Raw genomic sequence first — 23,732 nt, 5'->3', positions numbered from 1 at the left:
CGGCGACTGACAACGGTCGGCCCCCTATTGGCACATTGCCGATAGACACCCGGTGACCGATCATTTACCCTGCGGCCAGGCCACCGCCACCACGATCAATTCCCCATCTTCACCTGCGCCGACGGGTTCCCGGGCCCACCCTCCGAAGACCCGGTCGACATCGAAGCCGACCGCTTCCACGGTGGTGCGGATCTCGCCTTCGGAGCGAAAGCGCAGCGTCGCCTCACTCGTCAACTCGTCACCCTGAGTGAACTCGTAATGTCGCGTGAAACTGATCACCGGACCGCGCTCGGCGGTGACCTCGGTCCATGTGTCGACGCGATCACCGTCCGGCAGAAGAACAGGTCGGCGTGAGTCGACGGGGTTCCACAGATCCCACCGGCGGTCGTCCGGATCGCGGCTGTCGAAGATCAACCGACCACCGGCGACGAGTGACCGGCGCAACGCCCGCAAGGTCGACAACCACTGCTCGTCACTGACGAAGAACTGCGCCACGTGACTTGTGAGTAACACCGCCTCGTACGCCCGGGCCGGCAGCACCTCGGCCGAACCCTCGATCCAGGTGACCTTGTCGCCACCCGGTTTCCGCCGCGCGGCGTCGAGCGAGGCCCGCGCCGGATCGACCCCGGTCACCTCGTGGCCGGCCCCGGCCATGGCGATCGCCAGCCGCCCGGTGCCGCAGCCGAAGTCGAGGACCCGGGGCGCGTTGCGCTCGGCCAGCAACGACATGAACAGGTCGTCGTCCCAGCCCCACAGATACTCCGCGTCGTAGACCTCTACGAGCCGCGGATCCTCGAACTCACCATGCAACACAGCGACGATGCTAAGTCCGGTTCGACGCCCAAACTGGTGCGCGACTGCTCAGCGGTTTATCGGCTGCGTTTTCTGGCTAGGGTCGGCGCATGGACTGGCTGACACCGCAGCGGTACGCGACGGAACTGGAGGCCGGCGCCGCCCGCCTGGGCGCGGCGGCGACCGCACTCGACCCGGCCGCGATCGTGCCGACCTGCCCCGAGTGGACGGTCCGCGACCTGGTCACCCACGTCGGCACGGGCCACCGCTACGCCACCGAGGTCATCGCGGCCGGCCGGCGGATCGAATATCAGCGGATCGAGGCGCCGTCCTCTTCGGACGCCTGGACGCCCTGGCTGCTCGAGGGCGCCCGCACGCTGAACGCGGCCGTGCACGAACGCGGCTTCACCGGCAAGACGTGGACCTGGCAACCGAGATTCCCGACGGCCGGCTTCTGGCTGCGCCGCATGGTGCACGACCAGCTGATCCACTGCTTCGACGCCGACCCGTCCGGCACGGTCGCCCCCGGCACAGCCGCCCCCGAACTGGCCGCCCCCGACCTGGCCGCCGACGGTGTGGCCGACCTGCTGACGACCTTCGAGATGTTCGACCGCTTCGCCGGCACCGGCGAGACCCTGCGGTTCCGCGCCATCGACATCCCCCGAAGCTGGCACGTCACGCTCACGCCGGGCGGCGTCGCTTGGACCGAGGCCGACACCCCGGCCGACGTCACCGTGACTGCCCCGGCCCCGACGTTGCTCCTGGCCCTGAACCGACGCCTCCCCTCCCCCGATCTCATCGAGGGCGACACCGAGCTGTGGGAACGCTGGCGCGAGGCCTCCCGCTTCTGACACGTCCCCTTACCAAGACACTGGCCTGCACGCGTGCACCCACCGGCTCGGCCAGGCCCTGAACACCGTCAAAGGCCGTACCCACGCTGAGCGCACCGGACAACAGGCGGCCGCCATGATGCCGCGGACGCCGAACGGACTGTCCTCTCACCACAGTGCCTCTCACCACAGCGCCTCTCACCACAGTGCCTGGATGGCCGACGTCGACAGCGTCGACCTGCCCGCTCTCAAGCGCCGCGCCCAGCACTGGGTCAGGACGAGGCGGCAGCGTTACAGAGGCGCTATTGGCGGTGGTGATAGAGGTTGCGGCGGGCGTGCTGCTGCGCGTCGATGTGCGGCGGTGGGAGAAAGTCGGGCTGATGGTCGGAGCCGGGCCGGATCTGCCAGCCACCGGTGGGGTGGTGGATCAACCGGTGGTGGTGGCGACAGAGCAGCACCAGGTTGTCCAGGTCAGTGCCGCCACCTGCGGTCCAGGCAGTGATGTGGTGAGCATCGGTCCAGCGCGGTGGCCGGTCACAGTCAGGGAACGCGCATCCACCGTCACGTACGTGCAGCGCCCGGCGCAGAATGCCGGTCGCAGTGCGCCGGCTGCGACCGGCGTCGAGGATCTGGCCGTCGCCGCCCAGCACGATCGGCAGGATCTGGGCGTCGCAGGCCAGACGCCGGGCAGTGGCCGGGCCGAGCCGCTCCCCGGTGTCGGCGGTGGCGACGCCCAACGCCCGGGTCAGCGGGTCGTAAGCGACGGTGACGGCCAGCTGGGGCGGCTGGCCGCCGTCGTAGGGCAGTTCCCCGGTGCGCAGGGCCAACCGGCACACGTCGATCAGAGCGTCGGCCCGGCGCTGCCGCGGGGCCCGGTCGTCGCCCGGAATCGGGCGGCACAGCGGATGCAGGGCAGCGCTCAGCGTCGCGGCGTCTTCGGCGCCGAGGACGCCGGACACCCGGACCATGCCGTCGACCGGCAGGGACAGGGTGAACCCGCGCCGCTGGTGGGCGCGGGCTTCCTGCCGGGCCAGGGCCGCGGCGTCGGCCTGGTCGGCGAGGTGCGGGGCGACGTGGGTCAGGATCCGCTCGCCGATGCGACGCAGCTGGAACGCGGGCAACCGGCCGGCCAGGTCGATCATCGTGTGCCCGGCCCGTTCGAGCAGCTCGGCCGTCTCGACGCCGCTCGGGTCGACGCCGGCATCCGCGGCCAGGGCGGTGAGATCAGCGGGAACCGCATCCAGGATCTCGCTGATCACCACCGCCTGACGCAGATCGACGACGCCGTCGAGCGCAGCCTGCTCCACCACTGGATGCCGGTCCAGCGCCGTCGCCTGCTCGACGAGTTCCCGAGCCGGCTGCGGGTCCAGACGCAGCAACTCCCGCAACCAGCCACCCGGCGTGCGGGCTCCGTGCGCGGCGGGCAGACCACGCGAGCACGCCTGGCGCACCAACTGAGCCTGCAGCACCGCGGCCGCCTGCTCCAGCCGGTGCGCTGCCCTCAGACAATCGGTCACCTCGTCGTCGGACAGCGCCCACAACCGGGCGCCGGCCAACGCCGCCGTGTCCTTGCCCAGAAGCTGCACCTCCGCCAACATGCCGCCCATCTTCGAACATACGTACGACAAAATCCGCCCCCGGGAACCGCCGCCAGAGATCGGACGTTCACCATCTGAAATGAGCCACGTCCCAGTGCCCAGGCAGGAGGACGGGTGCCCCGGCAGGAGGACAGCTGGCCAGGTGGCCCGGCAGGAGGAGAGCGCGGGCAGGACGCGTACGGGGAAACGGGGTTGATCTAAAGAGGTCGCACGCCGAACGGGAGCTCCTGCGTCTTGACGTGATGGAGCAGCGTCGTGCGCAAGGCCGCGGCCGCATGGGGCAGCACCGAACGCTTGCGATGAGCCAGCGCGATCGTGCGGCGCATGCCCGGCGAGGCCAGCGGGGTCGCACGCAGCAGGGGGCGGTTGGTCAGCACCATGCTCGGGACCAGGGCCACACCCAGACCGGCCTCGACGAAGGCCAGCACCGCGTCCATCTCGCCGCCCTCGACGGCGAACTTCGGGGTGAAGCCGGCCTTGCGGCAGGCGTCCAGGGTGACGCCGCGGATGTCGTAGCCGGCGCGGAACATGACCAGCGGGGTGTGTTCGAGCTCGGACAGGGCGATCTGCGCGTGCGGTGAGGGTGGCGGCTGGTCGGCCACCGAGGCCACGACCAGGCTCTCGCGCAGCACGGGAATGGTGCTCAGCGAGTCGTCGACACCCTCTTCGGGCTGGACGATCAGGGCCAGGTCGAGGGTGTGCGCCTCCAGGTTCTCGATCAGGTCTTGCGAGCCGCCCTCGTTGACGTAGAGCTGGATGTCGGGGTGGGCGGCACGGTAGGTGCGCAGCACCTCGGGGACCAGCGACGAGCACAGGCTCGGGGTGGCGCCCAGCCGCACCTCGCCGCGGCGCAGGCCGACGATGTCGGAGACCGCCTCGCGGGCCGCGTCGGCGTCGGCGATCATGCGTTGCGCGAGCGGGAGCAGGGTCTGGCCGGCCGCGGTGAGCGTTACACCGCCTCGGATACGTTCAAATAGCGGGGCCCCGAGCGTGTCTTCCAGCGTGTGAATTTGCTTACTGAGAGTCGGCTGGGAGACGCCCAGAATGTCCGCCGCTTGGGTGAAATGACGGGTTCGTTCGACAGCGAGGAAGTAACGAAGCTGCTGGAGCTGCACGACGATAGCCTATCTCTATGATGACTGCGTCGATCATGCATTAGACGAATCGCATACAGCTTTCTAGCGTCAACGGTGTGGCGGTAGATACTTCGACCCGGAAGCCGGCGGCAGGCACCCCGGCCAAGGGCAAACCAGTTCGGCGGCGGTCCTCGGTCGCCCTCAAGATCTTCATGGCGGTGACCGGCCTGCTGCTGGTCGGCTTCCTCTACGTGCACATGATCGGCAACCTGAAGATCTTCTTCGGCGAGGAGACCTTCGACCACTACGCGCACTGGCTGCGCAGCATCGGCACCCCGCTGCTGCCTGAGGCCTGGTACCTCTACATCCAGCGCGGCGTCCTGACCGTGGCAGTGGTCGGGCACATCGTGGCGGCGACGATCCTGGCCCGGCGAGCCCGGCTGGCGCGCCCGGTCAAATACGCGCACCGGCCCAAGGTGCAGGGCAGTTACGCGGCCCGCACGATGCGCTGGGGCGGCGTGATCGTCCTGCTCTTCGTGATCTACCACATCCTCGACCTGACCACGCTCACACTGAACCCGCACGGGGTGCACGGCGAGGTGTACCGCAACGTGGCGGAGGACTTCGCGCCCGGTCGCTGGTACGTGACGCTGTTCTACACGCTGTCGATCGTGGCGGTCGGCCTGCACCTGCGGCACGGCCTGTTCAGCGCCGCCCGCACGCTGGGCCAGCAGAGCCCGCGCAGCGCGGTCGTCGTCCGGGCGGCCGCCCTGGTGCTGTCGGTGACGCTGGTCGTCGGATACCTGTCGGTGCCGTTCGCGGTTCTCGTCGGATTGGTGGACTGAAATGGCAGACTTCTGGAACGACGGCGACGCGATCGTCGACACCGCCGCCCCCGAGGGCCCGATCGAGAACCGCTGGGAGAAGCGCAAGTTCTCGGCCAAACTGGTCAACCCGGCCAACCGCCGCAAGCTGACCGTGATCGTGGTGGGCACCGGCCTGGCCGGCGGTTCGGCGGCGGCGACGCTGGCCGAGGCGGGCTACCACGTCAAGTCGTACTGCTATCAGGACAGCCCGCGCCGTGCGCACTCGATCGCCGCGCAGGGTGGCATCAACGCGGCCAAGAACTACCGCAACGACGGCGACTCGATCTACCGGCTGTTCTACGACACCGTGAAGGGCGGCGACTTCCGCGCCCGCGAGTCCAACGTCTACCGGCTGGCCTCGGTCTCGGTGAACATCATCGACCAGTGCGTCGCGCAGGGCGTCCCGTTCGCCCGCGAGTACGGCGGACTGCTCGACAACCGCTCGTTCGGCGGCACCCAGGTGTCCCGCACGTTCTATGCCCGGGGTCAGACGGGTCAGCAGCTGCTGCTCGGCGCCTACCAGGCGATGGAACGGCAGATCGGCCTGGGCAACATCGAGATGAACGCCCGGCACGAGATGCTCGAGCTGATCATCGTCGAGGGCAAGGCCCGCGGCATCGTCGTCCGCGACATGGTCACCGGCGAGATCACCACCGAGATGGCCGACGCGGTCGTGCTGGCCTCGGGCGGCTACGGCAACGTCTTCTTCCTCTCCACCAACGCCAAGGGCTGCAACGTCACGGCGTCGTGGCGGGCGCACCGCAAGGGTGCGCTGTTCGCGAACCCCTGCTACACGCAGATCCACCCGACGTGCATTCCCGAGTCCGGTACGCACCAGAGCAAGCTCACGCTGATGAGCGAGTCGCTCCGGAACGACGGCCGGGTGTGGGTGCCGAAAGACGCTGCCGATTGTCAGAAGCCCGCGGCCGATATTCCGGAAGAAGACCGCGACTACTACCTCGAGCGCATTTATCCGTCGTTCGGCAACCTGGTCCCCCGTGACATCGCCTCCCGCGCCGCCAAGAACGTGTGCGACGAGGGTCGCGGTGTGGGTCCGGGCGGCCTCGGCGTCTACCTGGACTTCGCCGACGCGATCAAGCGTCTCGGGAAGAAGGCCGTAGAAGCCAAGTACGGCAACCTTTTCGAGATGTATCAGCGCATCACCGGCGAAGACCCCTACGCCGTGCCGATGCGGATCTATCCGGCCGTGCACTACACCATGGGTGGGCTGTGGGTCGACTACGACCTCCAGTCGACCATCCCCGGCCTGTTCGTCGTGGGCGAGGCCAACTTCTCCGACCACGGTGCCAACCGCCTCGGCGCGTCCGCGCTGATGCAGGGACTGGGCGACGGTTACTTCGTGTTGCCGACGACCTTGGGCAATTACCTGGCCAGTGGTCCGTACGAGAAAATCTCGGAAGATCACGAGGAAGTGGTCGCGGCCCGCAACGAGGTCGAGAGCCGGATCAAGCGGCTCCTCGAGATCGACGGCGACCGCACCGTCGACTCCTTCCACCGCGAACTCGGCCACATCATGTGGGAGTACTGCGGCATGGAGCGCACCGAGGAGGGCCTGACCAAGGCCATCGGGCTGATCCGCTCGCTCAAGGAGGAGTTCTGGCAGCGCGTCAAGGTGCCCGGCACCGGCGAGCAGCTCAACCAGAACCTGGAGAAGGCCGGCCGGGTGGCCGACTTCTTCGAGCTCGGCGAGCTGATGTGCATCGACGCCCTGCACCGCCGCGAGTCGTGCGGCGGCCACTTCCGGGCCGAGTCGCAGACCCCCGACGGTGAGGCGCTGCGCCACGACGACGAGTTCAGCTACGTCGCGGCCTGGGAGTACGCCACCGGCGAGAGCGGCAAGCCCACCCTCCACAAGGAACCGCTCGAATTCGAATACGTCCACCCGAGCACCCGGAGCTACAAGTAATGGACATCCAGGTACGCGTGTGGCGCCAGTCCGGTCCCACCGACACCGGCCGCATGGTCAGCTACGACGTCAAGGACATCTCGCCCGACGCCTCCTTCCTGGAGATGCTCGACGTCCTCAACGAGAAGCTGATCCTCGACGGTGACGACCCGATCGCCTTCGACCACGACTGCCGCGAGGGCATCTGCGGCGCGTGCAGCATGGTCATCGACGGCACGGCGCACGGGCCGGAGAAGGCCACCACCACCTGCCAGCTGCACATGCGGCACTTCAAGCAGGGCGACACGATCGACGTGGAGCCGTGGCGGGCCGCCGCCTTCCCGGTGATCAAGGACCTGGTCGTCGACCGGACCGCGTTCGACCAGATCATCCAGGCCGGCGGCTACATCACCGCCCCGACCGGCGCCGCCCCCGAGGCGCACGCCACGCCGGTGCCCAAGGCGGACGCCGACCTGGCGTTCGAGGCGGCCACCTGCATCGGCTGCGGTGCCTGCGTGGCCGCCTGCCCGAACGGCTCGGCCATGCTCTTCACCGCGGCCAAGGTCGCGCACCTCGGCCTGATGCCGCAGGGCCAGCCCGAGCGCGACACCCGCGTGATCGACATGCTGCAGGCGCAGGACGACGCCGGCTTCGGCGGCTGCACCAACATGGGCGAGTGCTCGCAGGTCTGCCCCAAGGGCATTCCGCTCACCCTGATCGGCCGCCTGAACAGCGACTACCGCAAGGCCGTGCGCAAGCAGCTCTGACCGGGCTCTTCCGGGGCCGGCTCGTCGTTACGAGCCGGCCCTGATTCCGTTGTGGATGAACGTGGTCAGCGTCTCGATCGACTCCTCGTCGGTCCATCTCTCGGCCAGCGTCGACACCAGCGCGGTGAAGATCTCGGCCAGCGCGTACGGGTCCTGGGCGCCCGTCTTCGCGATGTGGTCGGCGATGTGCCGCACGTCGGGCTTCAGCATCGCCTGGGAGCGCAGCGCGAACTCCTCGTCGACCGTCGCCGCCTGCCGGAGTGCGTCGATCACTGTTCCGTGGCGTCGATAAAAGTCCCAATACGCCCGTACGTGGTAAAGCACCGTCTCGCGATCACGGAAGTCGTCGCCGTGCTCCGCCGCCGCCGCACTCTCGTCGCCCTCGGCCAGCAGGTCTCGTAGCAGCGCCTCGAGCAGCTGCTCCTTGCTCGCGAAGTGCTTGTAGAACGACCCGGTGGCCCGCCCCGCCTCGGCCGTGATGTCAGTGATCTTGGTGTTGAGATAGCCGGCGCGCGCGAAGACCCGGACGGCGGCCGCCTTGAGCTCCGCCTCGGTCTGTGCCGCCTGCAACTTCCGCACCCCTGCCACTTGACGCAGATTATCAGCCTTCCGTACGGTGAATTCATGTTCACTGAATCCGAATTCACCTTGATCGTCGGCGCCGGCCCGACCGGACTCACCCTGGCTCGCGTCCTCCAGCGGCACGGCGCCCCGTTCCGCATCGTCGAGCAGTCCCCGGCCCCGCCCGCCGGATCGAGAGGCAAGGGCATCCAGCCCCGTACGCAGGAGGTGCTCGACGATCTGGGCCTGCTCCCCGAGTTCCGGGCGGCCAGCGCCGACTACCCCGAGTTGCTGATCCACCTGCCCGGCGGCGCCACCATGACGCAGCGCATGGACGAACTCCACGACCCGACGCCGAACGCTCCCTACCCGAACATGCTGATGCTCCCCCAGTGGCATACGTCGGCGCTGCTCGCGCAGGGAGTGCCGGTCGAATACGGCGTCGGCGTGGTCTCTCTTTCGGAATCCGAAGTGGTGCTTTCGAACGGCGAGACGGTGACGCCGCGTTACGTGGTCGGATGTGACGGCGGGCGTAGCACCGTACGGAAAGCTCTGGATGTTCCGTTCGAGGGTTCGTCAGCGCCCGAAGAGCAGTTGCAGATCGCGGACGTCCGGGTGCCCGGCCTGTCCCGCGACAACTGGCACATCTGGCCCGGCGCCGACCAGCGCTCGTTCCGGCTCGGCCTGTGCCCACTGCCCGGCACCGACGAGTTCCAGCTGACCGCGCCGCCCACCGGCGAGTCCATCGAAGACCTGGTCGAGTCGGTCGGACTGTCGATCACGCATGTCGGCTGGACGTCGCTCTACCGTGCGAACATCCGGATGGTGTCGCGCTACCGCGTCGGTCACGTCTTCCTGGCCGGCGACGCGGCCCACGTGCACTCGCCGGCCGGGGGCCAGGGCCTCAACACCGGCATCCAGGACGCGTACAACCTGGGGTGGAAGATCGCCCTCGGAGGTTCCTCGCTCCTCGACACCTACGAGGCGGAACGCCTGCCGGTGGCCGCCGACGTGCTCGGCATCAGCACCCGCCTGCACCGCCGCGTGATCGACCACCCCGACGAGAACGCCATCCGCCGCGACGATCCGGCGCTGCGCCAGCTCTCCCTGAACTATCGCGGCGGACCGTTGTCGGCCGAACACCGATCTCAACCCGGCCTCGTTCAGGCCGGCGACCGCGCTCCCGGGCCCATCCTCGACCTGCTGCGTGGCCCGCAGTTCACGCTGCTGGCCTTCAACTGGGCCGGCGATCTGCCCACGGCCGATGCGTCGCTGCACGCTCACCGGATCGACGATCCGGCCGTGGCGACGATCTACGACGCCCAAGGTCCAACCCTTTTCCTCGTACGCCCGGACAACTACATCGGCTGCGCAACGTCCACTCTCGACGACGTCACCAAGTACCTCGCTGATCTCTCCTCTTGAATGCCGGTGCCGACCGACCTCTTGAGTGCCGGTTGCCGACACGCCGATCGGAGGTGCGGTCCGGCGCGTCGCGCTGCTGCGAATTCGGACGCCCGGCGATCAACCGTGCGGCGCATTCCGGGCCCGGTGCTGCTGACCAGGCCGGATGCCCGACCAGGGGTCGCTGGACAACCTGACCGGCGACGCCCCGGCCGGCGGTTGGATGGCCGGATGCCCAAAGTGAAGATCAACCCAGCCGATTATCAGTCCTTCTCGGACGCCGCCGAGGTCGCCGGCACCACCGTCGACCAATGGCTGGCCGAGGCGGGCCGGGCCCAGGCGTTCCGGGCGGCGCACGGCATGTCCCGGGTCATGGTGTCCGGGCAGGGCCCGCTCGACCGGGTCTGGCAGGAGATCCTGCACGACCTGTTCCGCGAGGTCTCGTCGTCGCAGGATCTGAACTATCTGATGCGCGCCCAGCTGCACGCCGTCGTCAACGACACCGCGCTGCTCACCGTGCATGACGCGTTCACCCGCGACGTCATCGAGTCGAGGCTGCGGGAACCGGTGGCCACCTGCCTGGCGCGTCAGCTCGGCCGTCCGGTGCACGTGGCCGTCACCCTCACCGAGCCGCCCGCGGCGTCACTCTCCGGCGCCGCCGACAGCCCGGCCCCGACAGACCAGCTGAAGCGGCTCGACCAGGCAATGCGTTCCGCCGAGACACGCCTCCGAGAGCGCACCGCCCGCTCGTCCTGACCCGCTCAGGCGGATTCGCGGGCGGCTGAACTCCGTTCATGCGTCCCCGCCGTGGCTTACTCCCTCACGCGGCGCCGCTGTCCGCGCGGCGGCTGACCGTCTCGCGGGCCGCGACGTCGCTTACCCCTTCACACGGCGCCGCGGCCCGCACGGCGGCTGACCGTCTCACGGGCCACGACGTCGCTTACCCCTTCACACGGCGCCGCGGCCCGCACGGCGGCTGACCGTCTCACGGGCCACGACTTCGGCCCGGATCATGTCCAGCTTTCCAGCATGTCGTCGCACGCGAATGGCCAAGCGAGGCGCCGCGGGTCGTGCGCGACGTCGATGATCGCGACCGTGGCCCGGGCCGGGTCACCCGGCACCCGGCCGGCGCCCTCGCGGAACGCCTGGCGCCGCGCACCCGCGGTCGGCGCGTAGCCGGCGATCTCGGCCGCCGGGCTCACCTCAGCGGCCGAGCTGCCCGCCCGGTCGGTGGTGGAGGCACTGGGTTCGACGAGCACAACCCGGAGGCCGAGCTGCTCGATCTCCTGGGCGAGAGCTTCCGACAGTCCCTCGACGGCGAACTTCGAGGGCGTTGTACCAGCCGACAGACGGAAACGACCGGACGCCGCCGACGGACGAGGCGACCCGCGCGACGCCGGCGTATGCCGGTCAGCACGGCGTTCGTCACCGCGGCCAAGCCGAACGGACCATAGGCCTCGGCGGCCCACCCTCAACCCTGGGCGGGGGCTCGCGGCCCGGGCGAGAGTCGAGCCGTGCCGACGAACCGGGCACTCAGCGCCTTCCTCATCGCGAAGCGGGCCGCGATCACCCCGGCCACGGCCGGCATCGAGGTGACCGGGGCTCGGCGGGTTCCGGGGCTGCGCCGGGAAGAGGTGGCGTTCCTGTCCGGCGTCAGCGTCGACTGGTAGGTCCGGCTCGAGCAGGGGCGCCAGATCACCCCGTCCGAGTCGGTGCTCAACGCGGTCGCCCGCACGCTGCGGCTGGATGCGGCCGAGCGCGATTACCTGATCAACCTCGCCGGGCATCGGCCCACCGGCCACCGCGGGGCGGGTCCACGCCCCGGGGTGATCCGGATGATGGCCGCTCTCACCACGCAGGCCGCGTTTGTCCTCGGCCCCCGCATGGAGGTGCTGGCCGGCAACTCGCTGGCCTGGGCGTTGCTGCACGGCTTCCCGGCCGAGCCGGACGACCGCCGCAACCTGATGCGCTGGGTGCTGACCGATCCAGCGGCCAGGCAACTCTATGAGGAGTGGGCCGTGGTGGCCTCCGACCTGGTCGGCGCGCTGCAGGTGGAGTCGAGCGCACGGCCCGCTGACCCGCAGATCGCCGCCCTGGTCGGTGAGCCGGCCACCCGCAGCCCGGAGTTCCGCACCTGGTGGGCCGAGCCCTGCCCGCAGGGCCGTACCCCGGGCACCAAGCGGTTCGACCATCGCGCGCCGGGTCGCGATCCGGCACCGGATCCTGCCCGAACGCGTCAAGGCCGCCCGGTTCGCGAAGGCGTCACGCCCCCAATGAGCCAAAGGCGTCACGTCCCCAATGAGCCGAAGGCGTCACGCCACCGGTGAGCCGACGGCGTCACGCCACCGATGGGCCGACGGCGTCACGCCCCCGGTGAGCCGGATCGGCGTTGCACGGCGGCTGCCACTTCCGGCGGCAGGTCGTCGAGTTCGTCCATGGTTCGGCCGGGGCGCAGGAAGTCGAACAGCAGCACCGTGCGGGTGTCCTCGGAGTAGTTCCACGCCTCGTGCTCGACAGTGTCGTCGAAGACGAAGAGCCCGCCCTCCTGCCAGGGCCGGGTCTGCGAGCCGACGCGGAGCGCGCACTCCCCCTCGGGCACGACGAGTCCGAGGTGGGCTCGATAGACGGTGGTGACCCAGCCCTGATGAGGCTTGATGTGTGTCCCGGGCACCATCCGGGAGAAACCCGCGGTGGTCAGGCCGGGGACCCGGCTGAGGGCGTCGGCGGTGCGCGGACAGCCGGCCAGCGCCGCGTCGATGCGCGTGCCGAAGGCGACGAGCCCGTACACGCTCCAGCCGGTTCCGTACATCTCCCGCTGCACCCAGGGCTCGAACGACTCGTCGCTCAGCGCCAGGCACTCGGCCCGGATGTCCGGCCAGGCCCGGCGAAGATCAGCGAGGAAGGGGAACTGACTGTCATCGATGAACACCGTGACCTCCTCGCGGTCAAGGTACAACAACGGATCTCGGCACCCGGCGCAGCGCGATCAGGGCCGCCGCGATGCTTGCCGCGGCGGCGAAGGCCAGCGGCGGCACGGCACCGATGTGCACGGCGGCCGCGCCCAGCGGGATGCCCACGGCCACCGGGCCGAACATGACCGTGTTGGAGGTGGCGGCGACCCGGCCGAGCAGGTGGTCGGGAGTTTCGGTCTGCACGGCGGTGACGGCGGCGATCAGCGTCCAGGGCAGACCGAGGCCGATCAGCACGCTTCCGGCGATCATCGTGGGCCACCAGGGCAGCGCCTGGGCGAGACAGCCCGCGGCGAAGACCACGGCCCCGATCGCGGCCACCCGGATGGGGGCCAGACGGGCCAGCACCCGGCCCACGATCAGGCCGCCGACGATCGAGCCCGCGCCCTGCGCCGTACCCAGGAAGCCCAGATGGGTGGCCGGCAACCGCAGGTCGTGGACCAGGTGGGACAGCACGGCCGCGTCCTTGACCCCCGACATTCCGATCGCGACCCCGGCCAGGAGCACCGGGTTACGCACCGCCGGAACACTGAACAGCGCCCGCAAACCGTCGCGCAGCCCCGACCGCCGCTCGACCTCCGCCTCAGCACCACGCGAGCGACGATCCGCATCGACGCCGGCGGCGCGCTCCGGCTGTTCCCGGCCGGGTAGGCGGACCGGGGCGGGTAGGCGGACCGGGGCGGGTAGGCGGACCGGGGCGGGTAGGCGGACCGGGGCGGGTAGGCGGACCGGGGCGGGTAGGCGGACCAGGGCGTAGCAGGCTGCCGTCAGCAACGGCATCGCGGCGCTCAACACGACGACCGCGTCGGGCCCGTGCCAGGCGTAGAGGGCCGCACCGGCCAGCGGCGCGATCAGCTTGGTGCCCTCCTGCGCGCTCGATCGCCACCCGTTGACGTCGCCCAGCGCCGAAGCGGGCAGGGCCGACGGCATGATGGCGCTCTCCCCCGCCTCGATCAGCACGTAGCTGGCACCACGAGCGAGCAGCACGGCGAAGATCAGCCAGGCCGTGGACGCCGAGCGGACGGCCAGCAGGGTGAGCAGCAGCGCCCCGAGCCCCAGGTCGACCGCGATCACCAGCGGCCGGCGGGGCAACCGGTCGACCAGGGCACCCAGCCACGGCGCGGCGAAGGTCGGCGCGTAGATGCAGACGGCGGTCAGCGCGGCCAGGCTGACCGAACCGGTCAGGTCGAGCACCCAGATGCCCGCGGCCAGCGTCATGGCGGTGCTGCCGAAGCCGGACAACAGGGAGATCAGCACGAAGAGGACGGCGTTGCGGCGCATGGCTCATCGTGCAAAGTTGAGCGGCAATCTGTCAACTATCAGGTGACGCCGCATCCAGCGCATTCCGCAGGCGATCCACGGCGGCCGCGGTCGGCGCGGGCAGCGGACGGGCGGCGCCGGCCAGCTCGTCGAGGTCGGCCACGACCGCCTGGGCCAGGGCGAACAGGGCACCCCCGGTTGCCGCGGGCACCGCCTCCAGAGTCTCCCGCACCAGCACGGCCCGGGTGAAACGCCGATCCCAGCGACGGTCGGCCCCGACCCGGCGGTGCAGCTCGAGTGCCGCCTCTTGTAGCTGGACCAGGCCGTAGGAGTCGGGTTCGGCCGGACGTACGGCCGCCACCAACCGCAGTCTCCGCTGCTCGGCGGCCTGCCGGCTGCCCAGTCCGAGAGCGTCGGCGATCTCGCCCCAGGTCGCGCCGTCGCGGCGAGCCCGATCGATCAGCTCGAGCTCATGGGCGTCGAGCCGCGCCCGCGCCGCCGGCACGGCTCGGAGGTCCTGAAGTTCGGCCACGCCGACACCCTAGCAGAATGTCAACATCTAGTTGACATCAGGAATCGGACGGCCCGAAGGCTCCACCGCCGGCCGTTCCGTTCTTGAGTTCGACAAAGATGCTGTGCGTCGGGGTGTCGCCGGTGTTCTCGCCGCTGTGCTCCTGAGCCCCCACCCAGCGCACCGTGCCGGCAGGCAGCTCGACGTCGACCGTCCGCGCACCGTCGCTGATCCGGCGCCGGAAGGCGCTCAGCGTGTACATGACCGTGTCGGGATGCCGATGCGGATGAGTGCGGTCGCCGGGCCGGTCACGGTATTCCAGCACCCGCACCTGATCGTTTTCGAAGACCACTCGGTAGAACTCGGGGTCGGTGACGACAGGATCGTCGCTACCCATGGCGGTCACCTCCGGCTACATGCCTTCGTGGGACTTCAGTACCATGACCATTATGGTGATGCCAATACCATATGAGGCGAGCGGCCGCGTCGAGCAGAAGTCCCGCACCCGCCGGGCGCTGGTCGAGGCGGCGCGGGGACTGCTGGCCGAGGGCGCGACGCCCCGGGTCGAAGACGCGGCGATCCGGGCGGCGATCTCGCGCACCACCGCCTACCGCTATTTCGCCAACCAGCGCGCGCTGCTCCTGGCCGCGCAGCCCCAGATCCAGCCCGACACGTTGCTCGGGCCCGACGCGCCGGTCGAGCCCCGGGCGCGGCTCGACGCGTTCATGGGCGAGTTCACGCGATACAACCTGCAATGGGAGCCGCAGTTGCGGTCGGCCCTGCGGCTGTCGCTGGAGGATCCAGGCGCGGAGCGACCCCTACTGCGTCGGGGCCGGGCCATCGGCTGGATCGAGGACGCCCTGAGTCCCCTCGCCGACGTCGATCGGCGCGCGCTGGCGATCGCGATCCGGTCGGCGGCCGGCATCGAGTCGTTGATCTGGCTCATCGACGTCGCCGGTCAGACCCGACCGGAAGCCGCCGAGACCGTCCGCCGCACCGCGTCGGCGCTGCTGGAAGCCGCGTTAGCGAAGTGACTTCAACAGGGCGATGTCGGCCGCGTGCCCCTCGTGCTCGACCGACGGCGTCTCGACGATGACCGGGACGCCCGCGGTGGCCGGGTGGGCGAGCAGTTCGGCGAACGGCGCCGTCCCGATGCGACCCGCCCCGATCGTCTCGTGGCGGTCGCGGGTCGAGCCGCACTCGTCCTTGGAGTCGTTCGCGTGGATCAGCTTGAGCCGGTCGCGGCCCACCGTCTCGACCAGCGCGTCCAGCGTCGCCGTCATGCCGCCCGGCGTGGCCAGGTCGTGCCCGGCCGCCCACGCGTGGCAGGTGTCGAAGCAGACGCCCAGGCCCGGGTGGTGGTCGACCGCGTCGAGGTAGCGGGCCAGATCTTGCACCTTGGAGGCCAGGCTGCGGCCGCCCCCGGCGCTCGGCTCGACCAGCAGTTGCGGCCCGCCCTCGGAGCGGTCGAGCAGCGGCAGCAGCACCTCGTGCAGCTGGTGGAAGGCCTTGTCGTCGTGCGCCTCGTCGACCGAGCTGCCCGCGTGGAAGACGACCGCGGACGCACCGATCGCCCGGCCCCGCTCCAGCGCGTGGGCCAGCACCGCCGCCGACTTCTCGACCGTCATGAGGGTCGGCGAGCCCAGATTGACCAGCAGAGAGGCGTGGATGTACGCCGGGAGGCCGCGCTCACCGATGCCGTCGCGGAACAGGACGTCCTGCTTCGGGTCGCCGGGCGGCATGGCCCAGCCGCGGGAGTTGGAGACGTACACCTGAAGCGTCTCGGACCCGGCGGCGTCGACGTAGGGCAGGGCCGCCTTGGCCAGCCCGCCCGACGTCTTGGTGTGCGAACCGATCCGACGGTCTAGAAGCACTGGATGGCCACCTCGGACTGCGGCGGCACCTGGGTGTTGCCGCCCGGCTGCTGACTGCGTACGACCGCGTCGGGGTTGAAGTCGATCCGCACCCGCAGGCCCAGTCCCTCGAGCGCGCCCTTGGCCTGCTGGCACGGCTGGTTGGTCAGGTCGGGCACGACCACGAACGGCGGGCCCTTGCTGACGTCGAGCGTGACCTCGGCATCCTTGGCCGCCCCGGTGTTGGGCTTGGGCGTCTGCCCGATGACCTGGTCTTTCGGCTGGTCGCTGTCCTTGTAGCGCTCGACCGCGGTCAGGCCCAGCTCGCCGAGCTCGCGCCGGGCGTCGTTGATGTTCTTGCCGTTCAGGTCGGGCACCCGGATCGGGGCCTGGCCCTGACTCAGCACGACCGTGACCGTCGCACCCCGCTTGAGCGCCTCGCCCGACTTGGGGTCGGACGAGATGACCGAACCCTCGGGCACCGTGTCGCTGAACTGCTTCGAGCCCTCTTTGAGCTTGAGGTTGAGCTGCGCGAGCTCGCCCTTGGCGGCGGCCAGCTCGAGGCCGGCCAGGTCGGGCACGGCGAACCGCTCGGGGCCGAGCGACAGGTTGACGGTCAGCACGCCGCCCTTGACGATCCGCTCGCCGGCCGGCGGGTCCTGCGAGACGACCGTGTCCTTCGGCACCGATTCGCTGTACGCGCCGTCGCCGTAGAACAGCTCGAACCCGTTCTGCTGGGCGAAGAGCTCGGCCTGGGCCTTGGTCTTGTTCACCATCGGCGGGGAGTCGGTGTAGCGGCCGAGCGTCACCCACCACGTGCTGCCGATCACGACCAGCACCATGACGGCGACGGCGGCGCTCAGCAGGATGCGGCGGCGGTCGGGGCCACCACCGGACCGGGAGCGGGAACGCGGGATACGGCCGGCCGTGTACTGCTGGCCGCGGGGCGCCTGGTTGGGCAGCCGGGCCCAGGGCGGGCGCTCGCCGGCGCCGACGGCCGGCACGATCGTGGTGGCGTCGGTCACCGCGCCGCGGGTGGGCGGGACCTGACGCAGCAGGGCGGTCTCGACGTTGGCGGCGCCGAGGTCGTCGCGGACCGTCTGCACCTCGGCCAGCAGCGCGCCGGCGTCGGTGGGACGGGCGCCCGGGTCGCGGCGGGTGGCGCGGGCGGTCAGGTCGTCGAGCACCGAGGGCAGGCCCTTGACGATGCTGGACGGGGCCGGGACGTCGTTGTCGACGTGCTGCCAGGCGACCGCGACCGGGTCGTCGCCGTCGTACGGCACCCGCCCGGTGAGCATCTCGAAGAGCACGATGCCGGCCGAGTAGACGTCGGTCCGCGCGTCGGCGTGGCCCTCGGTGACCAGTTCGGGCGCCACGTAGGCGACCGTGGCCATCAACTGGCCGGAGTCGTCGGTGCTGCTCGCCTCGACCGCGCGGGCCAGCCCGAAGTCGGCCACCTTGACGACGGCGTCGACCAGGTTGGCCACGCCCCCGCTCGGGGCCTCGGCGACCAGCACGTTCTCCGGCTTGACGTCGCGGTGCACGAGACCGGCCCGGTGGGCGGCGGCGATCGCGGCCAGCATCTGCTCGAGGATCGCGAGCGCCTCGACCGGGTTGAGCCGGCGGCGCTGGGTCAGCAGGTCGCGCAGGGTGCGGCCCTGCACGTACTCCATGACCAGATAGGGCAGTCCCTGGTGGCGGCCCTGGTCGTACACGGCCACGACGTTGGGATGGGTGAGCCGGGCGATCGTCTTGGCCTCGTCGGTGAACCTGTCCACGAAGTGGGCATTGCTCGCCTGCGACGGGTGAATGATCTTCAGGGCGACGGTGCGCTCGAGGCGCTCGTCGGTGGCCGTGTAGACGGTCGCCATGCCACCACGGGCCACGCGACCGGTGATCCGGTAGCGGCCGTCAATCGTCGTGCCGATCAACGTGTCGGCGACTGTGGTGTCCATCGGCGTGAAGTGTATGTGTCTTTCGCTGGGGGGCGGTTCAGGATGTCACACCTGAGTCCAAACGGGTACGCGCGATCTCGTCCCCGTCGGCCGAACTGCCCGGGCAAAAGCGGATTTAGTGGTGTCGCTTGTGGCGTCGGCCATGGGCACTCGCACTCGGCGAGGCCGAGTCGCCGGGGTCGGCCGACTCACTCGGGGACGGGTCGGTACTGCCCGGATCGGACGAAACCGACGGGGACGGGGACGGCGTCGGCGAGGGCGACTCGCTGGGAGCCGTCGGCGTCGGAACAGGCGGCTTGCAGTGACATTCCGTTTTTGTCGGCTTGGCCGGACGGATCGGCGTGTCCCCGGGTGCCGGCGGCGCGGCGGCCCGCGGCGGAGCCGGGTCGGTCGGCGCGGGTACGGGCGGCGGGGCGGCGGCCGTGGTCGTGACCGTGGTGCGTCCGGGCGCGGCGGCGCCGGCCGGAACCCGTACGGGCGAAGAAGAAGGACCCATCCCCACGGCCGTGGTCACCGCCACCCGCGGCGGCGCGGTACCGGCCACCGCCGTGCTCTCCGACATGATCGAGCCCAGCCCGTTCACCACGGCCAGGTAGGCACCGGCCGCCCCGACCACGGTGAGCGTCCCGAAGGCGGTCACCGCCATCGCCCGGCGCGGCTTGCGGGCCGCCGGGACGGGCGCCGGATCGACGGGCAGGTCGATGCCGAAGGTGCCCATCCCGGTCGAGGTGACGTCCGGCCCACCGGCGGGCGGCTCGCCCGGCGTCTTCCCCATGTCGTAGCGCAGCGAACGCCACGCCCCGGCGACCTCGGTACGGGTCCTGCGCAGCAGGCTCATCGGGTTCCTTCTCCACTCTCGTACGCTGTAGGAGTGAGCGATTCCGTAACCGCCGGCCCGGCCGAGTGGATCAACCTGCCGGACGTGTCCGCGAAGCTCGACGTGTCGATCAGCAAGGTCCACCAGATGATCCGCGACGGGCACCTGCTAGCCGTCCGGCGTGACGGCGTCCGCGTCGTCCCCGCTGATCTGGTGGCCAACAGCACTGTGCTGAAGCACCTCCCCGGCGTCCTGACCTTGCTGCGCGACGCCGGGTATAACGACGAAGAGGCCCTCCGGTGGCTGTACGAGCCGGACGAAACGGTCGACGGCTGCGCGGCGAAGGGCCTCGGCGGCCACCGTGCCCGCGAGGTGAAGAGGCGCGCTCAGGCGCTGGGTTTCTAAGAGCGTTTTCCCGTACGGGTGAGAGCGCTACACCGTACGGCGGGTCGCCGCGTCGGCGAGGCGGGCCAGCACGTCCCGGGCCTCCGCCTCGATCGGGGCGCCGTCCAGCGCGGTCAACGCGGCCGCCATCAGGTCGTCGATACGACGCTCGGTGGCGGCCAGAGCGCCGCTGTCCCGGATGAGGCCGCGCAGCCGCTCGACGTCCAGCCCCGGATCGCCCAGCCCGGCGTCGAGCTCGGCCTGCTCGGCGTCACCCAGAGCGGCGAACGCGGCCGCCACCAGATAGGTGCGCTTGCCCTCGCGCAGGTCGTCGCCGGCCGGCTTGCCGGTGACCTCGGGATCGCCGAAGACCCCGAGCACGTCGTCGCGCAGCTGGAACGCCTCGCCGAGCGGAAGCCCGAAGGCCGCGTACGCAGCAATGATCTCGGAGGACGCCCCGGCCAGCGCCGCGCCCAGCAGAAGCGGCCGCTCGACCGTGTATTTGGCCGACTTGAACCGGGCCACCTTGCCCGCCCGCTCCAGCGACGTGTCCGCGGTGGCCTGGGTCAGGACGTCCAGATATTGCCCGACGGTGACCTCGGTCCGCATCTCGTCGAACACCGGCCGGGCCCGGGTCAGCTCGGCCGCACCCGCCCCCGAGGTGTGCAGCAGCTCGTCCGACCAGACCAGGGCCAGGTCGCCGAGCAGCACCGCCGCGCTGTCGCCGAACGCCGCCGCCCCGCCCCGCCAGCCCGACTCGGTGTGCCGCGCCTCGAACCGCCGGTGCACCGACGGCTCACCGCGCCGGGTGTCCGAGCGGTCCATCAGGTCGTCGTGGATCAGCGCGCTGGCCTGCACCAGCTCGAGCGACGCGACCGCGGCCACGATCTGGTCGGAGTCGGCGCCGCCCGCACCGCGGAACCCCCAGTAGGCGAACGCGGGCCGCAGCCGCTTGCCGCCACCGAGCACGAAATCCTCGAGCGTCTCGGCCACGGCGGCCAGCGCCGGGTCGATGCCGGTGAGGCGGGAACGCTGCTCGCCGAGGAAGGCGGCCAGCGCCTTGTCGACACGAGAGCGCAGGTCGGCGGCTTCCAACGGCGAGGTCACGGCACGACGCTAGCGGAAGCCCTCGGTAGAGTGACGGTGTGGCTCTCGGACTTCCTTCCCGTCTTCCCGCGACTCCGGCGATCGGCGAACTCGTCCGAGGGTCCGAGCCGACCTTCTCGTTTGAGTTCTTTCCGCCCAAGACGCCCGAGGGTGAGCGGCTGCTGTGGCGGGCCATCCGCGAACTCGAGCCGCTGCGGCCCAGCTTCGTGTCGATCACGTACGGGGCCGGCGGCACCACCCGCGACACCACGGTGGCGGTCACCGAGCGGGTCGCGACCGAGACCACGCTGCTGCCGATGGCGCACCTCACGGCGGTCAACCACTCGGTGGCCGAGCTGCGCAACGTGATCGGCCGGCTGGCCGGGGCGGGCATCCGCAACGTGCTCGCGGTGCGCGGCGACCCGCCCGGCGACCCGATGGGCGAGTGGGTCAAGCACCCCGACGGCGTCCTTTACGCGGAAGACCTGGTCCGGCTGGTCAAGGAGTCGGGCGACTTCAGCGTGGGTGTGGCCGCGTTCCCCTACAAGCACCCCCGTTCGGCCGGCGTCGAGGACGACACGGCCAACTTTGTCCGCAAATGCCGGGCCGGGGCCGACTTCGCGATCACGCAGATGTTCTTCGACGCCGAGGAATACCTGCGCCTGCGCGACCGGGTCGCGGCCACCGGCTGTGACACCCCGATCCTGCCCGGAGTGATGCCGGTGACCCGGATGGCCACCATCGAACGGGCGACCCAGCTGTCCGGGGCGCCGTTCCCGCCGGCGCTGCTCGCCCGCTTCGAAAAGGTGGCGGGCGACGAGGCAGCCGTACGGGAACTCGGGGTGGAACTCTGTGCCGAGATGTGCGCCCGCCTGGTCGACGAGGGCGTGCCGGGCATCCACTTCATCACGCTGAACCGGTCGACGGCGACGCGCGAGGTGTGGCAGCTGCTGTCCCCGCTGTCCGCGGCCGCCTGAGCCGTGCTCGGGGACTTCTGATGCTCGGGGACTCCTGATGCTCCGGGACTCCTGATGGTCGGGGACTCCTGATGCTCTGGGACGACTACGCCACGGCATGGTCCGGGCTGCACGGCGGTTTCGATCCACGGCGGGCTTCCTTTCTCGTACGCGGGTGGGTGCGGATCGCGTACGGGATGGGAAGTTGGCTGAGTCGCCGCGGGATCGGTCCGATGGCCGTGACCACCGCGGGGTTGCTCGTCTGCGTGACGGTGCCGGTGGTCGCGGGCACGCTGGGCCGCTGGGGTGCGTTCCTGGCCGCGGTGCTGGTGCTGGTGGCCGCGCTGGCCGACGGCCTGGACGGCGCGGTCGCGGTGATCACCGGGCGCACCAGCAAGCTGGGCTACGTCTACGACTCGGTCGCCGACCGGGTGGGCGAGGCGGCCTGGCTGACCGCGTTCTGGCTGGCCGGAGCACCCGGCTGGCTGGTCGTCACGGCCGGGGCGGTTTCGTGGCTGCAGGAGTACGGCCGGGCCCGGGCCACCGCGGCCGGCATGTCCGAGATCGGCGTAGTCACCGTGGCCGAACGCCCGACCCGCGTCCTGGTGGCCATCTTCGGCCTGCTCGCGGCGGCCGCCCTGCCCCTCGCGATCACGGTCGCGACCGTGGTGTGGCTGGCTCTGGCCCTCGTCGGCGGCATCCAACTGACCCGGGCCGTCCGCCGCGCGCTTGATCGTTAATCGGTTGTAAGGGCCCGGTCGCGGACCGTACGGTTGTCCACATCGGAGCCGCCGGGTCGGCGGCGGGCCGACACGGGGGCAGGCCCGCTGACCGTCCCGGCCCCGAATCATCCGCTTCGGGATAATCCGAGCTAGGCTGCAATCATGCCCGCCCCCGAACGTACCGAGCGCGACGTCACCGGTCTGCTCAACATGGCCGGCCACGCCCTCTCGAACCGTCTCGCCGCCGCCCTGGCCGAGGTCGACCTGACCGCGCGCATGCAGTGCGTCCTGGTGCACGCCCTCGAACAGGAGCGCACCCAGATCCAGCTGGCCGAACTGGCCGACCTCGACAAGACGACCATGGTGAGCACGGTCGACGAGCTGGAACGCCGCGGCCTGGCCGAGCGCCGCCCGAGCGCCACCGACCGCCGAGCCCGGGTGATCGCCGTGACCGACAAGGGCCGCCGAGCCGCCGAGGAGGGCCAGCGCATCGTCGACTGGGTGCACACGGACGCTTTGGGCGCCCTCTCCCCCGCGGCACGCTCCGTCTTCGTCGAGGCGCTGGGCCACCTGGCCGACACCACCCGCGACCTTGGCCCTCAGCCCGTACGCCGAGCCCGAGGCCGTTAGCCCCCGTGCCGTCCGGGTGTGCGCCCCAGGCATGCGCCGCAGGCGTGCAGCCGGACGGGCAGCCGGGTATGTGCCACAGGCGCGCGGCCGGATGGCGGATGAGCACGCCACAGGCGCGCGGTCGGGCGTGCGGCCAGATGACGGCTGACTGTGCGCCTGGCCGCCTACCTCGTGCTGGCCCTGGTGGCGATCACCGCCGCGCCACCGCGAAGCCGGCCTACCCTCTCGGCGGTGACGGACCGTGCCGCAAGGCGTGCAGCCGGACGGACAACCGGAGGTGCGCCAGAGACGTGCGGCCGAGCGGGCGGCTGAGTGTCCGCCGCAGGCGTGCAGCCGGGCGTGCGGCCGGACGGCGGCTGAGTGTCCGCCGCAGGCGTGCAGCCGAGCGTGCGGCCAGATGGCGGCTGACTGTGCGCCACAGCCGTGCAGCCGGACGGATCGCCGGAGGTGCGCCAGAGGCGTGCGGCCGAACGGGCGGCTGAGTGTCCGCCGCAGGCGTGCAGCCGAGCGTGCGGCCGGACGGCGGCTGAGTGTCCGCCGCAGGCGTGCAGCCGAGCGTGCGGCCAGATGGCGGCTGACTGTGCACCACAGCCGTGCAGCCGGACGGATCGCCGGAGGTGCGCCAGAGGCGTGCGGCCGAACGGGCGGCTGAGTGTGCGCCACAGGCGTGCAGCCGAGCGTGCGGCCGGACGGCGGCTGAGTGTCCGCCGCAGGCGTGCAGCCGAGCGTGCGGCCAGATGGCGGCTGACTGTGCACCACAGCCGTGCAGCCGGACGGATCGCCGGAGGT

General features: G+C 70.8%; 26 protein-coding genes. 13 read left to right on the top strand and 13 right to left on the bottom strand.

Translation table 11 applies throughout. The features are described from left to right. Positions 1-60 precede the first annotated feature (60 nt). Complete coding sequence (locus KOI35_RS19215; RefSeq protein ID WP_215788893.1) at positions 61-813, bottom strand: class I SAM-dependent methyltransferase; 753 nt, start codon at positions 811-813, stop codon at positions 61-63. A gap of 89 nt (positions 814-902) precedes the next feature. Here KOI35_RS19215 and KOI35_RS19210 point away from each other — a divergent pair, with 89 nt between their 5' ends. Next, positions 903-1,643: a maleylpyruvate isomerase family mycothiol-dependent enzyme gene (locus KOI35_RS19210; protein ID WP_215788892.1), complete on the top strand. Its 741-nt coding sequence runs from the start codon at positions 903-905 to the stop codon at positions 1,641-1,643. A gap of 281 nt (positions 1,644-1,924) precedes the next feature. On the opposite strand, the gene KOI35_RS19205 is transcribed toward KOI35_RS19210, so the two are convergent. Both KOI35_RS19205 and KOI35_RS19200 read right to left on the bottom strand, forming a co-directional pair. Further along, positions 1,925-3,220 (bottom strand): HNH endonuclease signature motif containing protein, encoded by a 1,296-nt coding sequence (locus KOI35_RS19205; RefSeq protein ID WP_215788891.1) that lies wholly within the window; start codon positions 3,218-3,220, stop codon positions 1,925-1,927. Between the two features lie 197 nt (positions 3,221-3,417). After that, complete coding sequence (locus KOI35_RS19200) at positions 3,418-4,341, bottom strand: LysR family transcriptional regulator (protein WP_438870617.1); 924 nt, start codon at positions 4,339-4,341, stop codon at positions 3,418-3,420. A 71-nt stretch (positions 4,342-4,412) separates the two neighbouring features. On the opposite strand from KOI35_RS19200, the gene KOI35_RS19195 reads away from it, so the two are divergent. From KOI35_RS19195 to KOI35_RS19185, 3 genes are read left to right on the top strand one after another with little or no spacing between them, the layout of a single operon-like run. Then, positions 4,413-5,141, top strand: coding sequence for a succinate dehydrogenase cytochrome b subunit (locus KOI35_RS19195; RefSeq protein ID WP_308121068.1), 729 nt, complete (start codon positions 4,413-4,415; stop codon positions 5,139-5,141). 1 nt (position 5,142) lies between these two features. Beyond that, positions 5,143-7,089 carry a fumarate reductase/succinate dehydrogenase flavoprotein subunit gene (locus tag KOI35_RS19190; protein ID WP_215788889.1) on the top strand — a complete coding sequence of 649 codons (1,947 nt, stop codon included), beginning with the start codon at positions 5,143-5,145 and terminating at the stop codon, positions 7,087-7,089. Then, a complete protein-coding gene (locus tag KOI35_RS19185) occupies positions 7,089-7,835 on the top strand; it encodes a succinate dehydrogenase/fumarate reductase iron-sulfur subunit (RefSeq protein WP_215788888.1) in 747 nt (248 codons plus the stop codon). The genes KOI35_RS19190 and KOI35_RS19185 overlap by 1 nt, the downstream gene beginning before the upstream one ends. A gap of 27 nt (positions 7,836-7,862) precedes the next feature. Here the strand turns inward: KOI35_RS19185 and KOI35_RS19180 are convergent, their stop codons facing one another. Continuing rightward, positions 7,863-8,423, bottom strand: coding sequence for a TetR/AcrR family transcriptional regulator (locus tag KOI35_RS19180; RefSeq protein ID WP_215788887.1), 561 nt, complete (start codon positions 8,421-8,423; stop codon positions 7,863-7,865). Between the two features lie 36 nt (positions 8,424-8,459). On the opposite strand from KOI35_RS19180, the gene KOI35_RS19175 reads away from it, so the two are divergent. Next, on the top strand, positions 8,460-9,821 hold the full coding sequence (locus KOI35_RS19175; protein ID WP_215788886.1) for an FAD-dependent monooxygenase: 1,362 nt from the start codon (positions 8,460-8,462) through the stop codon (positions 9,819-9,821). 210 nt (positions 9,822-10,031) lie between these two features. Continuing rightward, a complete protein-coding gene (locus KOI35_RS19170) occupies positions 10,032-10,556 on the top strand; it encodes a hypothetical protein (protein WP_215788885.1) in 525 nt (174 codons plus the stop codon). A 254-nt stretch (positions 10,557-10,810) separates the two neighbouring features. On the opposite strand, the gene KOI35_RS19165 is transcribed toward KOI35_RS19170, so the two are convergent. Continuing rightward, a complete protein-coding gene (locus KOI35_RS19165) occupies positions 10,811-11,059 on the bottom strand; it encodes a Rossmann-fold NAD(P)-binding domain-containing protein (protein ID WP_215788884.1) in 249 nt (82 codons plus the stop codon). Positions 11,060-11,314: 255 nt separating this feature from the next. Between KOI35_RS19165 and KOI35_RS19160 the strand changes: the two genes are divergently transcribed. Then, positions 11,315-11,470 carry a hypothetical protein gene (locus KOI35_RS19160; RefSeq protein WP_215788883.1) on the top strand — a complete coding sequence of 52 codons (156 nt, stop codon included), beginning with the start codon at positions 11,315-11,317 and terminating at the stop codon, positions 11,468-11,470. A 42-nt stretch (positions 11,471-11,512) separates the two neighbouring features. Continuing rightward, a complete protein-coding gene (locus KOI35_RS19155) occupies positions 11,513-12,127 on the top strand; it encodes an MmyB family transcriptional regulator (RefSeq protein ID WP_215788882.1) in 615 nt (204 codons plus the stop codon). A gap of 35 nt (positions 12,128-12,162) precedes the next feature. Here the strand turns inward: KOI35_RS19155 and KOI35_RS19150 are convergent, their stop codons facing one another. Genes KOI35_RS19150 through KOI35_RS19135 form a run of 4 tightly spaced genes read right to left on the bottom strand, consistent with a single transcriptional unit; the run spans position 12,163 to position 14,937 of the window. Then, positions 12,163-12,729 carry an aspartyl/asparaginyl beta-hydroxylase domain-containing protein gene (locus KOI35_RS19150; RefSeq protein ID WP_215788881.1) on the bottom strand — a complete coding sequence of 189 codons (567 nt, stop codon included), beginning with the start codon at positions 12,727-12,729 and terminating at the stop codon, positions 12,163-12,165. 16 nt (positions 12,730-12,745) lie between these two features. Continuing rightward, positions 12,746-14,050 carry an MFS transporter gene (locus KOI35_RS19145; RefSeq protein ID WP_215788880.1) on the bottom strand — a complete coding sequence of 435 codons (1,305 nt, stop codon included), beginning with the start codon at positions 14,048-14,050 and terminating at the stop codon, positions 12,746-12,748. Positions 14,051-14,081: 31 nt separating this feature from the next. After that, entirely contained in the window at positions 14,082-14,561 is a 480-nt protein-coding gene (locus KOI35_RS19140) for a hypothetical protein (RefSeq protein WP_215788879.1), read from the bottom strand. A gap of 37 nt (positions 14,562-14,598) precedes the next feature. Continuing rightward, entirely contained in the window at positions 14,599-14,937 is a 339-nt protein-coding gene (locus KOI35_RS19135) for a cupin domain-containing protein (protein ID WP_215788878.1), read from the bottom strand. 58 nt (positions 14,938-14,995) lie between these two features. On the opposite strand from KOI35_RS19135, the gene KOI35_RS19130 reads away from it, so the two are divergent. Continuing rightward, positions 14,996-15,574, top strand: coding sequence for a TetR/AcrR family transcriptional regulator (locus KOI35_RS19130; RefSeq protein ID WP_215788877.1), 579 nt, complete (start codon positions 14,996-14,998; stop codon positions 15,572-15,574). On the opposite strand, the gene KOI35_RS19125 is transcribed toward KOI35_RS19130, so the two are convergent. The 3 genes from KOI35_RS19125 to KOI35_RS19115 all read right to left on the bottom strand — a co-directional run bounded on the left by KOI35_RS19125 (position 15,563) and on the right by KOI35_RS19115 (position 19,186). After that, the gene (locus KOI35_RS19125; protein WP_215788876.1) at positions 15,563-16,414 is read right to left on the bottom strand and encodes a deoxyribonuclease IV; all 852 of its coding nucleotides are present in this window, start codon (positions 16,412-16,414) and stop codon (positions 15,563-15,565) included. The genes KOI35_RS19130 and KOI35_RS19125 overlap by 12 nt on opposite strands. Then, positions 16,405-18,348, bottom strand: coding sequence for a Stk1 family PASTA domain-containing Ser/Thr kinase (gene pknB / locus KOI35_RS19120; RefSeq protein WP_215788875.1), 1,944 nt, complete (start codon positions 18,346-18,348; stop codon positions 16,405-16,407). Before pknB ends, KOI35_RS19125 begins: the two co-directional genes overlap by 10 nt. Before the next feature lie 115 nt (positions 18,349-18,463). Continuing rightward, complete coding sequence (locus KOI35_RS19115) at positions 18,464-19,186, bottom strand: hypothetical protein (RefSeq protein ID WP_215788874.1); 723 nt, start codon at positions 19,184-19,186, stop codon at positions 18,464-18,466. Positions 19,187-19,219: 33 nt separating this feature from the next. On the opposite strand from KOI35_RS19115, the gene KOI35_RS19110 reads away from it, so the two are divergent. Next, the gene (locus tag KOI35_RS19110; protein ID WP_215788873.1) at positions 19,220-19,570 is read left to right on the top strand and encodes an Rv2175c family DNA-binding protein; all 351 of its coding nucleotides are present in this window, start codon (positions 19,220-19,222) and stop codon (positions 19,568-19,570) included. A 27-nt stretch (positions 19,571-19,597) separates the two neighbouring features. Here the strand turns inward: KOI35_RS19110 and KOI35_RS19105 are convergent, their stop codons facing one another. Then, positions 19,598-20,644 (bottom strand): polyprenyl synthetase family protein, encoded by a 1,047-nt coding sequence (locus tag KOI35_RS19105; RefSeq protein ID WP_215789454.1) that lies wholly within the window; start codon positions 20,642-20,644, stop codon positions 19,598-19,600. A gap of 50 nt (positions 20,645-20,694) precedes the next feature. On the opposite strand from KOI35_RS19105, the gene metF reads away from it, so the two are divergent. The 3 genes from metF (at position 20,695) to KOI35_RS19090 (ending at position 22,943) form a co-directional block, all read left to right on the top strand. Then, positions 20,695-21,612, top strand: a complete 918-nt coding sequence (gene metF / locus KOI35_RS19100; RefSeq protein ID WP_215788872.1) for a methylenetetrahydrofolate reductase [NAD(P)H] — start codon at positions 20,695-20,697, stop codon at positions 21,610-21,612. A 71-nt stretch (positions 21,613-21,683) separates the two neighbouring features. Then, on the top strand, positions 21,684-22,331 hold the full coding sequence (locus KOI35_RS19095) for a CDP-alcohol phosphatidyltransferase family protein (protein ID WP_215788871.1): 648 nt from the start codon (positions 21,684-21,686) through the stop codon (positions 22,329-22,331). Between the two features lie 144 nt (positions 22,332-22,475). Beyond that, positions 22,476-22,943, top strand: coding sequence for a MarR family winged helix-turn-helix transcriptional regulator (locus tag KOI35_RS19090; protein WP_215788870.1), 468 nt, complete (start codon positions 22,476-22,478; stop codon positions 22,941-22,943). The last annotated feature ends 789 nt before the right edge of the window (positions 22,944-23,732 follow it).

It is taken from the genome of Paractinoplanes bogorensis, from assembly GCF_018829635.1.
GTDB lineage: Bacteria > Actinomycetota > Actinomycetes > Mycobacteriales > Micromonosporaceae > Actinoplanes > Actinoplanes bogorensis.
The sequence above is the reverse complement of the archived record's forward strand: the minus strand, read 5'-3'. Positions and strand labels throughout refer to the sequence as shown.

Excerpts from the sequence above, each read along its gene's own strand:
- KOI35_RS19210 (WP_215788892.1), top strand. The coding sequence starts at position 903 with ATGGACTGGCTGACACCGCAGCGGTACGCGACGGAACTGGAGGCCGGC.
- KOI35_RS19205 (WP_215788891.1), bottom strand. The coding sequence starts at position 3,220 with ATGTTGGCGGAGGTGCAGCTTCTGGGCAAGGACACGGCGGCGTTGGCC.
- KOI35_RS19190 (WP_215788889.1), top strand. The coding sequence starts at position 5,143 with ATGGCAGACTTCTGGAACGACGGCGACGCGATCGTCGACACCGCCGCC.
- KOI35_RS19185 (WP_215788888.1), top strand. The coding sequence starts at position 7,089 with ATGGACATCCAGGTACGCGTGTGGCGCCAGTCCGGTCCCACCGACACC.
- KOI35_RS19175 (WP_215788886.1), top strand. The coding sequence starts at position 8,460 with ATGTTCACTGAATCCGAATTCACCTTGATCGTCGGCGCCGGCCCGACC.
- KOI35_RS19170 (WP_215788885.1), top strand. The coding sequence starts at position 10,032 with ATGCCCAAAGTGAAGATCAACCCAGCCGATTATCAGTCCTTCTCGGAC.
- KOI35_RS19145 (WP_215788880.1), bottom strand. The coding sequence starts at position 14,050 with ATGCGCCGCAACGCCGTCCTCTTCGTGCTGATCTCCCTGTTGTCCGGC.
- KOI35_RS19135 (WP_215788878.1), bottom strand. The coding sequence starts at position 14,937 with ATGGGTAGCGACGATCCTGTCGTCACCGACCCCGAGTTCTACCGAGTG.
- KOI35_RS19130 (WP_215788877.1), top strand. The coding sequence starts at position 14,996 with ATGCCAATACCATATGAGGCGAGCGGCCGCGTCGAGCAGAAGTCCCGC.
- pknB (WP_215788875.1), bottom strand. The coding sequence starts at position 18,348 with ATGGACACCACAGTCGCCGACACGTTGATCGGCACGACGATTGACGGC.
- KOI35_RS19115 (WP_215788874.1), bottom strand. The coding sequence starts at position 19,186 with ATGAGCCTGCTGCGCAGGACCCGTACCGAGGTCGCCGGGGCGTGGCGT.
- KOI35_RS19095 (WP_215788871.1), top strand. The coding sequence starts at position 21,684 with ATGCTCTGGGACGACTACGCCACGGCATGGTCCGGGCTGCACGGCGGT.
- KOI35_RS19090 (WP_215788870.1), top strand. The coding sequence starts at position 22,476 with ATGCCCGCCCCCGAACGTACCGAGCGCGACGTCACCGGTCTGCTCAAC.